Genomic DNA, 14,131 nt, shown 5'->3' with positions numbered 1-14,131 from the left:
AGTTAATCAATCTTTTCAAAATACAAATCATTAAAATGAAAATCGGGATTTGGTAAATCAATTTTGAAAGCTGTGACTTTTCCTCTTGAATTAAAATCGAATGTTACAAAACCTTCAGGTAAATATTCATCTTTGAATTTAATTTTAAACGTATCATTATGCCAATGTTCCATTTCACTTACGAATACATCTTTGGCAGGTAGAGTTAAAACAAGTTTGTCATTAATTAACTCAATACTTGACTCCCCATAAGAATTATCGTTATAGTTTCCCGTATAACCGGCAAGTTCAAGCGAAGGAGATGTTCCTTCAATTCTATTTTCTTCTTTTTCGGTTTCAAAAGATTTCATTCTTTCATCACGCTGCTTAACTCTTTCTAAATAATCAGCAGCCCAATCTGCTTCTGGATTACCGAAAGCAAAATCTAATATTTGTTGACTAATTGCCAGCGGTAAAGGATTCATACCGTTTGTTAAAATTACAAAACCAAAATTTTCTTTGGGAACGAGCATTGTTCGTGCAATATATCCCGGCATTCCGCCATCGTGATAAATAATTTTTCTGCCATAATAATCAAACATAAACCAGCCTAAACCGTATGTGTGAAAATTTGCCCCGGCTTTTTCCATAGTTCTTGCGAGTCTGACAATGGTACGCGGTGTAAACATATCATTTAATACCTTGCCGCTTATGACTTGTTCACCATTATATTTTCCTCCGTTTAATAGCATAGAAATCCAATTGCCCATTTCCTCCACATTCGAATAAATTGAACCGGCCGGATCAGGAAGTTCTTCTGCGATTGGATACACACTACCATTAACATGAGGAAAAGCAATATCATCTTCTTCACTTAAAAAGCTTCCACTTAGTTTGGTGTTTTTCATTTCGAGTTTATTAAAAATTTCATTTTGCAGATATTCATGCCAAGTGATTCCGGAAGACTGACTAACTATTTCACCGGCTATCATAAACATATTATTCTGATAACCATATTGACTTCTAAATTCATTCTCTATAGGAATGTATCTCATACGTTTGATGATTTCTTCCGAAGTATAATCTGTATGATACCATAGCAGATCTCCGGCAAAAGTTTTTAGTCCGCTTCTATGACTTAATATATCAACTATATTAAGTTGATTCGTAATCCATATATCACTAAGCTGAAAATATGGAATGTGTTCGATCACTTTGTCATCCCAACTAAGCTTTCCTTCATCAACTTGTTTGGCAACAATAGCGGCAGTGAATGCTTTTGTACATGATGCTATGTTGAAAAGACTATTGGTAGTAAGTGGTATTTGCTTTTCGATATCAGCATAACCATAGGCTTTAGAAAAAACTATCTGTGAATCTTTAACAACCGCAATTGCAAGCCCTTCAATTTTAAAATCCTTCGCGGCTTTGGTTATATATTTGTCAAGTTTATCAAAATCGATTTGAGCAAATAGAGTAGTACTTATAAAAAATATAATTATCATCTTACTAATTAGTTTCATCATTTTCTCCATAATGATTTTTTTACTTGCTGATAAGACGGAAAATTATTGAAAAAGTTTCTTTGTGTGATAATTATTTAAAATACTTCACAAGATTCGAGTTTTACGGTTGGATTAACTTTGTTCTGAACCAAGAGCCAAGAGCTTGTCCGGTGAAAAAAGCCGTGATCATTATTGGATAAGTACACCATTCAAACCCGATGTTTAAAAAATATCTCAATAAAATAATAATCGGAACCGGAATGTGAATTGCAAGAAACCACTTAAGCGAAAATTTTCTTTCACCGGCACGCCAATAACCGAAAGGAATATTTAGTAAAATAATAAGAAATGAAATTAGGAATAAGTTCATAATAATAATTTGAAAATGAGTTTGAATTTACTATTTACTTAGAAAAAATGACTTGTAAAAGTTATCAACTTATTGTGAGTGGTTTTTAATTTTTACCGGTTTACAAAGATGTGTTTCGCCGTTTGCTGCTCTTGCACATTTTTTACAAATAAATTTAGGATTATTAATTAACGGAATGATTTCATCGAGATGTTTAGCAATATAATCTTTGCTTAAGTCACAAAATGTTTTGTCTTTTTTCATTTTCGAAGTTTCTGAAAGTTACAGAACTAACAATTTTTCCTTTTTGAATGTTCCAATTTTAATACAATTCGAATTTCGCAAGTCTTCCATCAAGACCACCATTTTGAAGCGGACGTTTCATTGCTGTACGCAATCCAATTTTCTTAATATATTCTCGATCACCGAAATAAATATAAGCAGTGGATCCTTTACATTTCTGTTTTAGAAAATCACCGAATTGTTTATAGAAATCGGATAGATCTTGATTGTGTTTCAATCTAATTCCAAATGGTGGATTACAAATTATTGTTTTATTGTTCAATTCCTTTATATCGAACAGATTTGTCTGACGCAAGCTAATTCTACCACTCTTATCAATTTCATTACAATTAATTTGTGCGGCTTTGATCGCTTCTTTTGAAACATCACTTCCGCTAATTAATCCGTCTCTTATTTCTTTTATATTATCTAGAGCTTCTGCTTTTACTTCTTTCCACAATTTTGAATTAAAGTCGGGAAGTTTTTCAAAACCAAATTTCTTTCTATTAATTGAAGTGGGAGTATTTGTTACGTGAAGATAAGCTTCACACAAAATAGTTCCTGATCCGCAAAATGGATCATATAAATCTGTCGTACCATTCCAACCGGATATTTTTAAAAGTGATGCTGCGAGTGTTTCAATCATTGGCGCTTCAACTGACTCTTTTCGATAACCTCTTCTATGAAGTGATCCACCTGATGTATCTAAACTTATAACAGCATGATTATTTTCTATAAACAAATTAAACCAAACATCCGGATTTCTTGTATCTACGTTCGGTCGTTTACCTTGAGTATTTCTGAATCGGTCAACAATTGCATCCTTTAATTTTAAAGCCGCAAATTTAGAGTGATTGATATTGCTATTTATTGTCGAGGCGAAAACTGCAAATGTTTCATCGGACGAAAAGAGTTTCTCCCATTCAATATCATATGCTGTTTTATATAAATAGTTTTCGGAATGGCAATCGAATGAATAAAGTGGTGCGAGAATTCTATTAATCAGACTCGAGTACAAATTAATTTTATAAAGATTGCTTTGAGAGGCGTTAAAATAAACGCCCTTGTATGCTTCTTTAATTCCTGTAGCGCCTAAGCTTTCCAATTCATCCGCGGTGATATCTTTTATATCATCGGCAACTTGTGCAAAGTATCTATTTGATTTTTGGTAGTTGTACATAGTTTATTTCTTTATTGTAGTGAAAGATAACGAAAAGAAATGGCAGGATAATAACAGAAAGAAAAAATGATGCTGTTTCAAAATATTGAAACAGCATCAAGAAAATTACATTGAAGCTTCGGGTGTTACTTTTGAGTCTTCTAAGATCACATCGTATTTATAACCTGAACCAAAATCTTTATCAAGAGTTACAAATCCTTCAACAACAACAATCTGTCCAACTTGTAATGTTGCGTCTGTTGTTACGGTTAAATCATAATTTGCTTCATCGCCTGTTCCGTCTTGAATGTGAACCCAATTGCGTCCCATTATTCCATTATTAACCTTAACTACTTTACCTCTTATTTTAACTGATTTCTCGTTATAAGAAGATTTATTATCAAAAAGTTGGGCGATTGTAATTCCACCGGCAACTGGATCAACTTTAACATCCTCAACTGGTTTTGGTTTTACATTTGAATGAGGCATTGCTCCGCCCATATTGGGATTTACATTAAGTGGTTGATCGCTAACGGTTTGAACAAACCAAACTGATTCGAAATCTTTATCAAGATCAGTACTGTGGAAGTTTTTCATTTCCATTGCGTCGGAATAATAAAGAGTCATACCTTCTTCAATATCACCTCTTTTTGTGATTGCAATCCAATCTTCCTTGCCGTTCTCATCAACACGAAGATATGTATAAGCGTTTGCTTGAAGAACTTCTTTAACTACAACTTTATGTGCATCGGGCGCCATTTGAGTCTGGTTTGTACCTTGTGCAGTTTCTTCTTGTTTTTCATCAGAACAGCCAATAAAAACTAAAGCTAAAATTAAAACGATTGCTAATGCTTTGAATTTCATATGCTTCCTTTCTTTTATAGGATGGTAACTAAATTATTTTATACCGACAAATATAATAAAAGACTTGAAAAGGATTTAATACAAAACCAATACCCATTTATATTAATTTGGCGAGTTGGACAAAAAAACGGCTCGCAAGTTGAGCCGTTTTTTTATTTATTTTGAAGTACTTTATTGTTAAGCTACTTGAAGTTTCTTACCCCTTTTCTGAGCATAATGGATGTAATTTCTATTTTCTTTTTCATCAACATACTTGAACTGGTTTATTAATTGTTGCAATCTATCCGTTAAGTTATTAAGATCTTCGGCAGCCTGCGCAATTTGTTGAACTCCCATTGCCGATTGTGAAGTAACGGCAGAAATAGATTCGATGTTTCTACTGATTTCTTCCGCAACTGTTGATTGTTCTTCGCTTGCCGTAGCTAGTTGGTAAATTTGTGAGTTAACATTTTCCGTACTCTCTTTAATAGAGGACAATACTCTTTCAACCTCTTCATTGAACCGTTTACCTTCCTCAACCGCTTGTCTGGTTTCTACCATCGAATTATTAGCTTCATTTGCTTCAATCTGCAGTGTTTTTATGGTATCAGTTATTTTTTTAGTTGCTCCCGAAGTTCTTTCGGCTAATTTTTTAACTTCATCTGCAACAACTGCAAAACCGCGTCCTTCTTCTCCCGCTCTTGCGGCTTCGATTGCGGCATTAAGCGCGAGGAGATTTGTTTGATCGGCAATCTCATCAATGACTTGAATAATTTCACTGATTTGATCTGTCTTGAGATTAAGAGATGAAATTATTTGTCCTATTCTTTCCGCTGATATAATTATTTTTTCAAATCCCGCTCTTGATCTTTCAATTGCATCAGAACCTGAATTTGCTTGTGATAAAGATTCATTTGAAGATTGATTTGCGGCGGTCGCATTCTGTGCCATTTCCGTAATCGTTTTTGTCATCTCTTCAACAGAACTTGCAACCTCATGTGCTTGTGTACTTTGCTCTTGCGCACCGGCAGCCATCTGTTCCGAACTTGATGAGATTTGCGTGCTTGCACTTGCGGTTGCTTGAATTGCCTCAGTAACACTTTTAATCATGTCTTTAATTTTTTCGGTAGCTGAATTGAATCCGAGAAATAGTCTTCCAATATCATCATTTTCATTTTCGGGTTGAACATGTACGGTCAAATCTCCATTGGAGAATTTTTCCATTTCGGCCAATATTATTTTTGTGTTTTTTGAAAGATACTCTTGTTGAGATTGTGCAAGCTGTTCTGCCGCTTTAGCTTCTGATGCGGCTTTTTCGGCTTCAGCACTTTTCTTGTTAACCTCTTCGATTGATCGTTTTATATTTTCAACCATCAAATTGAATGAGCTTGTAAGTCTTCCCACCTCATCTGCTGAATTGTTTGATACCTTTACATCTGTATCGCCACCTGATACTTTTCCGGCTGCAGTTTCTAATTCTTTTATCGGTTTAGAAATTTTCTTAGCGGTAAAAAATCCAACTAAAAGAGAAAAGAGAACCAAAGAAATTAGAAAAATTATAATATCATTTCTGTAACCGGCTAAGTCAGCTTCAACATCATCAAGGTAAATTCCACTGCCAACAACCCATCCCCATTCTTTAAATGATTTTACAAAAGATGTTTTATGAACCGGTTCGCTAAATCCGGGTTTTGGCCACATGTAATCGATGAAACCTTCACCTTCTTTTTTTGCCAGATCAACCATTTCTCTGAATAGATATTTTCCGTTTGGATCTTTATGATCCGCCACCGATTGATTGTTCAGTTTGGGATTTATTGGGTGCATCAACATTTTATGATTGAGATCATTTATCCAAAAGTATTCAACCGATTGATATCTGAGTTTTTCAATTTCTGCAAGTGCTGATGTTTGAGCATCACTAAAAGTTAGTTCACCTTTCGATGCAAGACTTCCGTAATGTTCAATTATTCCATACGCAACTTCAACTGTATTTTTTACGTTGCGTTGTTTTTCGGACATAAGTTTATTTTCTACTGAAGGCATAAATTTTAATATGAAGAACAGCAGCATTGGTGTAATAATCAGCAATGCAAGACTGAAGACTTTGCTGAAGATATTCCAATTTTTATATGTAAATATTTTTTTCATTTTAGTAATAACCCCTTTTAAAAGAAATAGTAAACCGCAATAAGCGATCTGATGTTATTTATGTTTTTATAATTTTCGACAACGTACATTTTATTCGGAACACCATACGCGGCTGATGTATATTCCAATTCAAAAGAAAATCTGACGGGAGAGAAGTTAAATTCCACTCGAGGTGAAATTCTAAAAAGATGATTAATATCCGACCCACGTGCATAAACACTTCCGACAACTTCATCTACCGAACCGAGGTTGCTTGAATAACCTGCGAATAATCCATAAGAAATTTCTTTTCCATAAACGAGATCAATCCAATATGAAGTGGTCTTTAAATTAGTATATGTGTTTTCCCCGGTAATATCATCAGTCGACTTAACACCGTATCCACCGATCATTAGTAAATCAAATACGTTTTCACCATACATTCCGAAAATCTTGATTTCGAATTCATCCACTTTGTATTTTGCAAAAGCTACCGCGGCTAAACTATTTATCTTTGAGTTTGATTTATGATTTAAAGTTGTTTCCAATTCGGGTTGAATAGATTGAAAATTTATTCCTCCGCCAAGAACAATATTCTTGGATAAATACTTTGCTGTAAGATTAAGAATAGGTATAGCAGAGTTTCTTAGATAGTCGGATGTACTTCCTTTTGGTCCATTACTTGAAAAATCTCGTTGTGACGCTGCGGTTAATGAAATCTTAAAATCTCCAAGCAATTGCGAAATTCTAATTTGGGGATTTCGTGAAAACGGCATGAATGGAATACCGGTATTAAATGAAACAACTCCGGGAAATACATCTTCAATAAAAAGTGGATGCCAATATTGTCCGACTAACAACGAAGTTTTTTCCCAATCAAGTTTTACAATTGCGTGACGCAATCTGAATTCATTTATATCGGAATTAGTACTTCCGAAAAATGAGCCTTCAAGAAAACTTGATGCTTTAGCACCTAGTATGTTCAATCCTTTTACCGAAACAGAGGCTCTAGATTGAATTGAAAGAATGTTAAGGTTCGGTTTATCATTAATATCATTTCCGTTTATATCTAATTTTTCCGGTGCTGGAAATAAAAGTAGATGACCTTCGCGTGCGGTGACGGTTTGCCTTGAATCAAACATTAAATCTGTTTTGACATATCCGCCAAAGGTAACCGATAATTTATTCTCTTCACTTTTTTCTTGACCAGGAATCACGAATGTAAGGATAACTACAAGACTTAAAATATAAAATATTTTATTCATTGATAACTCACTATTTTTAGTATCTCAGTATTTTTACTTAGAAAAAGTACAACTGGTGGTATTATCGGGAATTAAAAGGCGATGTTTAGTTTAAAAAGGGGTTAGCGAAATATGATTTCCCACAATTTAATTGTGGTGCTAGTTTAATTAAATATAGATTGTGAAACTATTGACCTATTTGCTTACAAGAATCCGTTTATTTGGTATATCGATTGTTAATTTTGAATTTTTGAAAAGTCCACTACCAATTAAGCCTTCATAGATTAAATCATCTTTTACAGTAGCTGACTTTTTATTATTTGATATAGTTTCACTTCCGCAAAGTGATAGTTTACAATTTGTGTTATTAAGCGAATCGAGTGGTAGGTTAAATTTATCGGCGTAAAATTTATTCAATAGAAAAGTTTCAAATCCGGCTCCGGTGTCAAATTCCGCAAGGAGTGAAACTGAGTCGTTAAGACAAATTTTTATAAACATATCAAGAACTAAATCTCTTTCGCTATCAAATAATATTGGATGAATTTCTGACAATTTCTCTAACTCAAATAAACTTTCCTTAGTTTCTAGTATGACTTCCAGATTTATAAAGTCAATTGTAAAAGCTGTGTTCTTAAAAATCATCAATGAAAGAATTCCATCAATACCGTACTGATCTAATGGTGGATACATTCCAATTTTTGGTTCTATTTGATTTAGGCTTCCGACACTAATTGAGTTTGCTGTGTAAACTCTAGTATCTATTCTTTCACCGTTATGCCTAAAACCGGTATAAAATCCCGCTTCGTCGGTTTCACCTTTGATCTTATTAAAAAAATTATTTGATAAAACATGAGCGCCGCCGCCGGTATCTAATAAAAAAGTTCCGGATTCATCATTGACTTTTACTTTTATGAAAATTAAACCGTAATCATTTATTGTGATTGGTAGTTGTTCTTGCGAGAATAGAATTGTTGATATGAGTATTATTGAAGTAAATATTTTTTTCACTGCTTCATCCTTAAAAATTATTTTTACATAGACGAAACAACGAACAAAATTGTTACAAAAAAACCGCATATTTTTCATGCGGTTTCTTAATTAAAAAATTATTTACTCAATTCGAGGAAGACAAGCTTCTTCCCCTTTTTATTTTTTATGTTGGTTGGTTTGTAACCTAATTCAAAGATTGTAGATTTTTTTATGTAGGATTTATATTTCATTTCTGCTGTTTTATATTCTTCTTCTAAATTGCCGCCTTTAATTGCAATAATATATGCTTTCTCTTGAATCAAAGGAATTGAATATCGAAATAGAATAATTAGAGGTACAGTTCCCCTGCTGACAATTAAATCAAATTTATTTGCATACTTTTCTTTGAATTCCGGCGATTCGACTCTGTTATTTTCGGCAACAATGTTGCTTAATTTCAGCTTATCAATAAACTCATCAACAGCTTCAATTTTTTTTGCGGTTGAATCAGCTAAAACACCTCTAAGCATTGGACGAGTTATCGCAAGTGGAATTCCAGGAAAACCGCCGCCTGTTCCAATATCTAGAAAGTACTTTAATTTTTGTGGTATGAATTCTGAAATGAATGCTGAAATAAAAACATGGTTTTCAATTATGTTTTTTTCATCTCGTCGTGAGATTAAATTAACTTGCTGATTTTTCTTAATAACCAAATCGGCAAAGTGTGCCATACGTTCAAGTTGATATTCATCAGGAGTAATTCCGTTTTCCCAAAAGAATTGTCTAAGCTCTCTTAAATATTGTTCTTGTAGATCCAAATGGTTACCCTCAAAAATTAATTCTTCAAATATACTAATAAAATAGAAATATCAGAAGGTGACACACCCGAAATTCGAGATGCCTGTCCTATTGACCGAGGTCTAATTTTATGTAATTTCTCTTTAGATTCGTTGGAAATAGTTTTTAAGTTCAAAAAATTAAAATTTTCTGGTATTCTAACTTCCTCTAGTTTTTTCATCTTCGCAATTAGATCATATTGACGCTGAATATATCCTTCATATTTCAATTCTATTTCTACTTGTTCAAGTGCTTTTTCATCTTCAAGAAGAGATTTTGCTAAAGGATATTTTTCATGATCAAGTTCATAAAGAAGATCTCTAAGCTGTATCTCAGGTCGCTTTGTTAATTTGCTTATTGATTCAGCATTATCAATAACATTGGTTTCCTTTTGTTCAAGAAGATGATTGATTTCATCGGGTTTGAATTTAACTTCTTCAAAAAATTCAACACTTTTTGTAATAAGGATTTCTCTTGTTTTCATTTCTTTAAATTCATCATCACTTATCAAACCGAATCTATTACCGAATTCATATAATCTTCTATCGGCATTGTCTTGTCTAAGCAGCAATCTATGTTCGGCAAGCGAAGTAAACATTCTATAAGGTTCGTTTATTGATTTACCAACTAGATCATCAATCAGAACGCCTATATAAGCCTCGTTTCTTTTTAAAACAAACTCTTCTTTTCTGCCAAGAATATTTAGAGCTGCATTTATCCCGGCAACCAAACCTTGTCCGGCAGCTTCCTCGTACCCGGATGTTCCATTAATTTGTCCGGCAAAGTAAAGTCCCCTAATTAATTTAGTTTCCAGTGTAAGATCAATTTGGTAGGACGGAAAATAGTCATATTCAATTGCGTATCCAGGACGAACCATTTCAGCATTTTCCAAGCCGGGTATTTTTGCAATTGCTTCTCGTTGAATTTCTTCAGGAAGTGAGGTTGAAAATCCGTTTACATAAATCAAATCCGAATCCAAGCCTTCTGGTTCTAGAAAGATTTGATGACTTGGTTTATCGGAGAATCTTACAATTTTATCTTCGATTGAAGGACAATACCGGGGACCCACTCCGTTTATAATTCCCATAAACATTGGTGAACGGTCAAAACCTTTTTCTAGAATTTTGTGAACTGAATCGTCAGTTTTGGTTAACCAGCAGCTTACTTGAGGAAGAAACGGAAACCGTGATCGATCAGTTCTTCTAGAAAATGGTTGTGGATTTTCATCACCGGGTTGTTCTTCTAAAATATCATAATTGATAGTGTCAAGTTTTAGTCTGGGAGGAGTTCCGGTTTTTAGTCTCCCGGATTCAAATCCCATTTTTGCAATAGATTCAGTTAGGCCGGTTGCAGGTTGTTCTCCGAATCTCCCACCCTTTGTAGAATTTAGACCAGTATGCATCAGTCCATTGAGAAATGTCCCTGAACAAACGATCAATGCTTTGCATTTAATTTCATTTCCATAAAGAGTTTTTACACCGACAATCCTTTTATCTTCTTCAATTGCTTCTATTACAGAATCTTCAACAATTTCCAAATTTGGTGTGGTGTTTACTATCTTGGCTGCTTCAACCGAATAAAGTTTTCTATCTGATTGACATCTACCTGCCCAAACAGCAGGGCCTTTTGATCGATTCAAAATTCTAAACTGTATTCCCGAATTATCTGCAATCTGACCCATCACACCGCCGAGCGCGTCAATTTCATGAACCAAATGACCTTTTGCGCTTCCACCAATAGCCGGATTACATGACATTCTTCCGACCGCATTCTTATCCATTGTTACTAAAGCGACAGAAACACCCATCTTTGCGGCAGCAACCGCCGCTTCAATACCAGCGTGTCCGGCACCGACCACAATTAAATCATAATACATTTATTCGAATTTCCTTTCTTTTTTACCTTTTTTGTGTTTCACGTGAAACAGCCCGAACCTTTTTGAATTTTTAATGCCCGGTCAAGCACATTTGTTTCACGTGGAACATGCGAAATAATGTGTTTTTACTTCCCAATACAAAATTTTGCAAAAATATTATTCAAAATATCTTCGCTTGTTACTTTACCGATAATTTCGCCGAGTGAACTTTCGGCATTTCTAAGATCAACAGCTATAAATTCTCCGGACATACCGACTAAAACTGAATCTTTTGCTCTTCGCAAATGGTCATTCGCTTTCTTTAGAGCTTCATAATGTCTCAAGTTTGAAACCAATGCCCCTTTCTCACTATAACTTTCTGATCCAATTGCTTTTTCTTTCATTACTCTAAATAGCGATTCGATTCCTTCTCCGGTTTTAGCCGAGAGTTTTACATCCGCGTTTAGATTTGAATGTGCATCTAAATCAATTTTGTTTATGACAGAAATGATCTTTTCCTTATTTGTTAATTCGAGAAGTTCGGAATTTAGATCTTCGGCAAAGCCCTGGATAATATCATTAATAAATAAAACCAAATCTGCACTTCTCACAGCGTCTCGACTTCTAACAACACCTTCTTTTTCAATTGCGTCATCGGATAATCTGATTCCAGCAGTGTCATAAAGTCTGTACAAAATTCCATCAACCGAAAATTCTTCACGAATTATATCTCTGGTTGTCCCGGGAATTTCGCTAACAATTGCTCTTGATTCTTTAAGCATGTAATTAAGCAGTGATGATTTCCCGACATTGGGTTTACCAACTAACGCAACGTTTACGCCATCTCTAATTACTTTTCCGAACGCATATGATTTGAGCAGCTTTTCAATTTCGATTAATATTTCATCAATTCTTGAAATTATTTTCTCTTTAGGAAGAAACTCAAGATCTTCTTCGGCAAAATCTAATTCAAGCTCTAAGATGGAAGAAGTATTAATTAACATTTCCCGTAATTCATCAACCTTTGCGGAGAGTATTCCGTCAAGTTGATTTCGAGCTCCGCGCAAAGACGCCTCGGTTCTAGAATTGATAACATCGATAACTGCTTCAGCTTGTGCAAGATCAATTCGACCATTTAAAAAAGCACGTTTTGTAAATTCACCGGGTTCGGCTAATCTAACATCTTGTGCAATTATTGCTTCAATTATTTTCTGAACAATAAGTTGACTACCATGTGTGCTGATCTCTACCGAATCTTCTCCTGTATAAGAGTTGGGAGCTTTAAAAACCGATATAAGTACATCGTCGATTATATTTTCCGCATAAACAATCTTACCATAATGAATTGTATGTGATTTACAACCGATTAGGTCAGCTTTTCCATTAAATATTTTATTAACTGAGTTTATACTATCTGGTCCGCTTACGCGAATTACAGAAATAGCTCCAACTCCGCTCGGTGTTGCCAGCGCGACGATTGTGTCTTCTGTATTTGATATAATTTCAGTCAATTTGTCTTAATTAAATTCTTCAAAAAAAATAAGCTTTAAAGATATGAATAAACAAAAGTAATTGCAAACGGTGTGTTCTCGTAAGTCATTTAATTGCAAGAAGTTACGGGGACTTAAGTCTTTGGGATTATTCGATTAGCGCTGGTAAACAAGGAATTTCACAAAAAAAATTATTTTTTTGCGTTCACTCCACGTTTAAAGTGCAGCGATTCTTTTAGCATTTCAATTCTTTGGATAGTATACTTTTTTAATGATGGTTCAATATTTACTCCGCTTGCTAAAAACTTATTATAATATATATACGGAACTTGCTTATCATAGTAATACTGATCATATGTAGTTGCTAAATAATAATAATAATTTGGATTGGTCGAGTCAAACCGCATAGCATTTTTAAAATTCTTAATTGCATTTGCATGATTACCAATTCTGTTATTTGCTATTGCAAGATTTGTAAAAATTGCTGGTGTGAATGCCGGATAAATTAGATTGTGCGCATTTTCTAGATGTGCTATTGCCTCTTCGTTTTTATTAAGTTCTTTATATGTCATCCCCAAATAAAGTTCGGTTAAACTTTGTGTTGAGTCCATTATCGAGGATTTATTAAGCGCTTCAATGGCTGATTCGAGTTTTGGGATTTGTGCATCCCCGACAAAATTTTCCACAGCAACTTGGTAGTAACAAATTCCCAATCTTTGGTACAACTGAGCGGATTCATCGCCGTTTGCAATAAGTCTAACAATTGCATTAACCGCACCGGAATAATTTTTTAGTGAAAAATAAATATCACTTTTTAATTTTAATAACTGTGAGTTATTTACGTAAATCTCCAACCCCTTATCAATAATGGCGATTGCGGAATCGGGCTGTTCTCTTTGATAAAAAACTTTTGCAAGATTACTTATGGTAAAAAGGTCGGTTGGATTCAACCCATAAGAAAATTTGTAATGATTATGTGCTTCATGCCAATCTTCTTCTTTTTGGTAAATATATCCAAGCTGACGATGATAAAAACTATTATCCGAATCATCCATTACTAAATTATTATAAATAAATTTTGCATCACTCCATCTTCCGGAATCGATGTAAAACTTTGCTAAGTTTATTTTGGCAAAGATATTCGTTGAATCTAATTCTATTACTTTCTGAAATGTTGTTATTGATTTATTATCAAACCCCATTGTTGAATAAAGCGATGCAAGATTTGAAAGTATATCAACGTTGTTTGGATCTAATTCATTTGCCCTTTCAATAGCTTCCAAAGCATGGTTGTTTAGCATAAGATTCTTATAACAAAGTCCCAATTTCAAGTATGCATCTGCATTGTTATTATCTTTGACAAACGTTTCAAGTAAATCGGCAGCTTCGTTGAATTTACTTTTGAGCATTAATTTGTTTGCTTCATCAAGCTGAGATTGCGAAAATAACATCATCGTAAAGAAAAGGAACGTGACTATATATTTCATTG

12 protein-coding genes are annotated in these 14,131 nt (G+C 34.1%); all 12 read right to left on the bottom strand.

What is annotated here, in order from left to right:
- Window positions 1–2: 2 nt before the first annotated feature.
- Window positions 3–1,502 (bottom strand): serine hydrolase, encoded by a 1,500-nt coding sequence (locus QY331_00230; GenBank protein WKZ69675.1) that lies wholly within the window; start codon window positions 1,500–1,502, stop codon window positions 3–5.
- A gap of 103 nt (window positions 1,503–1,605) precedes the next feature.
- Window positions 1,606–1,854 carry a hypothetical protein gene (locus QY331_00225; GenBank protein ID WKZ69674.1) on the bottom strand — a complete coding sequence of 83 codons (249 nt, stop codon included), beginning with the start codon at window positions 1,852–1,854 and terminating at the stop codon, window positions 1,606–1,608.
- Between the two features lie 69 nt (window positions 1,855–1,923).
- On the bottom strand, window positions 1,924–2,097 hold the full coding sequence (locus QY331_00220) for a hypothetical protein (protein ID WKZ69673.1): 174 nt from the start codon (window positions 2,095–2,097) through the stop codon (window positions 1,924–1,926).
- Window positions 2,098–2,155: 58 nt separating this feature from the next.
- On the bottom strand, window positions 2,156–3,295 hold the full coding sequence (locus tag QY331_00215) for a THUMP domain-containing protein (GenBank protein WKZ69672.1): 1,140 nt from the start codon (window positions 3,293–3,295) through the stop codon (window positions 2,156–2,158).
- A gap of 105 nt (window positions 3,296–3,400) precedes the next feature.
- Window positions 3,401–4,138 carry a GW dipeptide domain-containing protein gene (locus tag QY331_00210; GenBank protein ID WKZ69671.1) on the bottom strand — a complete coding sequence of 246 codons (738 nt, stop codon included), beginning with the start codon at window positions 4,136–4,138 and terminating at the stop codon, window positions 3,401–3,403.
- 177 nt (window positions 4,139–4,315) lie between these two features.
- Complete coding sequence (locus tag QY331_00205) at window positions 4,316–6,268, bottom strand: methyl-accepting chemotaxis protein (protein ID WKZ69670.1); 1,953 nt, start codon at window positions 6,266–6,268, stop codon at window positions 4,316–4,318.
- Between the two features lie 17 nt (window positions 6,269–6,285).
- The gene (locus tag QY331_00200) at window positions 6,286–7,512 is read right to left on the bottom strand and encodes a hypothetical protein (GenBank protein ID WKZ69669.1); all 1,227 of its coding nucleotides are present in this window, start codon (window positions 7,510–7,512) and stop codon (window positions 6,286–6,288) included.
- 174 nt (window positions 7,513–7,686) lie between these two features.
- Window positions 7,687–8,499, bottom strand: coding sequence for a retropepsin-like aspartic protease (locus QY331_00195; protein ID WKZ69668.1), 813 nt, complete (start codon window positions 8,497–8,499; stop codon window positions 7,687–7,689).
- 98 nt (window positions 8,500–8,597) lie between these two features.
- Window positions 8,598–9,278 carry a 16S rRNA (guanine(527)-N(7))-methyltransferase RsmG gene (gene rsmG, locus QY331_00190; protein ID WKZ69667.1) on the bottom strand — a complete coding sequence of 227 codons (681 nt, stop codon included), beginning with the start codon at window positions 9,276–9,278 and terminating at the stop codon, window positions 8,598–8,600.
- 17 nt (window positions 9,279–9,295) lie between these two features.
- Window positions 9,296–11,173 carry a tRNA uridine-5-carboxymethylaminomethyl(34) synthesis enzyme MnmG gene (gene mnmG / locus QY331_00185; protein ID WKZ69666.1) on the bottom strand — a complete coding sequence of 626 codons (1,878 nt, stop codon included), beginning with the start codon at window positions 11,171–11,173 and terminating at the stop codon, window positions 9,296–9,298.
- A 125-nt stretch (window positions 11,174–11,298) separates the two neighbouring features.
- Window positions 11,299–12,663, bottom strand: a complete 1,365-nt coding sequence (mnmE, locus tag QY331_00180; GenBank protein WKZ69665.1) for a tRNA uridine-5-carboxymethylaminomethyl(34) synthesis GTPase MnmE — start codon at window positions 12,661–12,663, stop codon at window positions 11,299–11,301.
- 170 nt (window positions 12,664–12,833) lie between these two features.
- Window positions 12,834–14,129: a hypothetical protein gene (locus tag QY331_00175; protein ID WKZ69664.1), complete on the bottom strand. Its 1,296-nt coding sequence runs from the start codon at window positions 14,127–14,129 to the stop codon at window positions 12,834–12,836.
- Between the last annotated feature and the right edge of the window lie 2 nt (window positions 14,130–14,131).

The organism is Melioribacteraceae bacterium (assembly GCA_030584085.1).
Lineage (GTDB): Bacteria > Bacteroidota > Ignavibacteria > Ignavibacteriales > Melioribacteraceae > SURF-28.
This window is presented reverse-complemented; position numbering and strand designations above follow the sequence as displayed.

Bases quoted from the DNA above. Each gene is read 5' to 3' on its own strand.
- QY331_00230 (WKZ69675.1), bottom strand. From the start codon at position 1,502: ATGAAACTAATTAGTAAGATGATAATTATATTTTTTATAAGTACTACT.
- QY331_00225 (WKZ69674.1), bottom strand. From the start codon at position 1,854: ATGAACTTATTCCTAATTTCATTTCTTATTATTTTACTAAATATTCCT.
- QY331_00220 (WKZ69673.1), bottom strand. From the start codon at position 2,097: ATGAAAAAAGACAAAACATTTTGTGACTTAAGCAAAGATTATATTGCT.
- QY331_00215 (WKZ69672.1), bottom strand. From the start codon at position 3,295: ATGTACAACTACCAAAAATCAAATAGATACTTTGCACAAGTTGCCGAT.
- QY331_00210 (WKZ69671.1), bottom strand. From the start codon at position 4,138: ATGAAATTCAAAGCATTAGCAATCGTTTTAATTTTAGCTTTAGTTTTT.
- QY331_00205 (WKZ69670.1), bottom strand. From the start codon at position 6,268: ATGAAAAAAATATTTACATATAAAAATTGGAATATCTTCAGCAAAGTC.
- QY331_00200 (WKZ69669.1), bottom strand. From the start codon at position 7,512: ATGAATAAAATATTTTATATTTTAAGTCTTGTAGTTATCCTTACATTC.
- mnmG (WKZ69666.1), bottom strand. From the start codon at position 11,173: ATGTATTATGATTTAATTGTGGTCGGTGCCGGACACGCTGGTATTGAA.
- QY331_00175 (WKZ69664.1), bottom strand. From the start codon at position 14,129: ATGAAATATATAGTCACGTTCCTTTTCTTTACGATGATGTTATTTTCG.